The 1,388-nt window shown below is 33.0% G+C and carries 2 protein-coding genes; both read right to left on the reverse strand.

Translation table 11 applies throughout. From position 1 onward, the window contains the following. Nucleotides 1–203: 203 nt before the first annotated feature. A complete protein-coding gene (locus V7659_RS27845; RefSeq protein ID WP_335543310.1) occupies nt 204–620 on the reverse strand; it encodes a nucleoside 2-deoxyribosyltransferase in 417 nt (138 codons plus the stop codon). A 185-nt stretch (nt 621–805) separates the two neighbouring features. Further along, a partial coding sequence (locus tag V7659_RS27850; RefSeq protein WP_335543311.1) for a glycosyl hydrolase family 18 protein occupies nt 806–1,388 on the reverse strand: 583 nt, incomplete at its 5' end.

The raw sequence follows: 1,388 nt of genomic DNA on the forward strand, positions 1-1,388 counted from the left end.
CAAACTCATAAATCTCAAATTCGAGATAATTAAATTATAAATAATATTATCAATTTGTCAACAATCTATTTTTTATCAATAAATCTCAAATAAACAAAAAATGGCTAAAGTATATGATTACCTAAACTCATAAATAGATCCCTTTATCAATTTTACATAAGGGGAAAACCAACGGCGTATAAAACCCGTTGTTATTTTAAATTTCAAGTTACAGCTCCATGATAAAGTATTCGAGGTAATTTATTAAAATCATACTGAATAACTTTATCAAAGCTATCTAAATAGGCATGTAAAGATTGTGTAATCATAAGATTTACCACTTTTTCTTTAGTATTAAAAATAATGATAGGCTTTTTAAGCGACCATGCAAATCCAACTTCCCACATTGTACCAGGATCCTGATCGTTATATACTGCAAAAATAATATCACTAAACTGTATTGCATTTACATCAGTAACAAAGTTTTGATTTTGCCATTGATAAGATCCAAAAGGAAACTTGCTTTTGTATTTTCGTGGAGAAAATACATTTAATCCTTTGTTAAATAATATTATTTCTAATTTTTCAATCAGGTCAATTTGTTCTGAGTTAAAAAAAGGTCCAGCCAAATATACATTCATTTATCTGGCCTCCAAAGGGTTATAAAAAATAATTATTAAGAGATGTTTAAAAATAGACATCTCTAGATATAATCTTTATACCATTATGTGGTCTACTCTTGAAAAGTAGTCAAAAACATTTTTTAAGACCCCTCTGGACCAAATGATTGTCTTAAGGTGTATCAATTAGTGTTCCATCAAACAGCTTAGTGTACATTGAATTCCTCAAGTAACATTTTTTCTGTTTGAGGCATGGTTAGACCTAAGTGCCAGCACCCCATGCCAGCTAGTCCATATTGTCGAACTAGACGGAACTTAACGAGTAAGCTGCGTGGGTCCTCAAACCACACTTCGTGGAGGTTTCCTTTATTGTCTACATAACGGAACCAAGGTGCAGCAGCACTCTCATTATAGTGAACCGAACTTTGATATCCAGTGTATAAATCAATGGCATGTTGAGTGGAATAAGAAGAACCTGAACGCTTATTAGTTCCTATAACCCAATCATAAGCATATTGAGGAATTCCAAGCATTAACTTCGATTTATCTACAACAGAAACTGCATAATTAAGTGTTGCTTTTACTCTGTCTATCGGAGCAATCGGACCTGATGGACCTCCTGGCCAATGCCAATCATAAGTCATCAAAAACATTTTATCTAGATATTTCCCAAGAGTTCGGTAATCATATCCTGCTGAATAAGAGGGTATTTGATCACCTTCTTTTGGTGGAACAGCCATTAAAACTTCCATTCCTGCCGGATGAAGTTTGGAAGCTAATTCCTTAATA

The sequence above is a fragment of the Neobacillus drentensis genome, from assembly GCF_036966985.1.
Lineage (GTDB): Bacteria > Bacillota > Bacilli > Bacillales > Cytobacillaceae > Neobacillus > Neobacillus drentensis_E.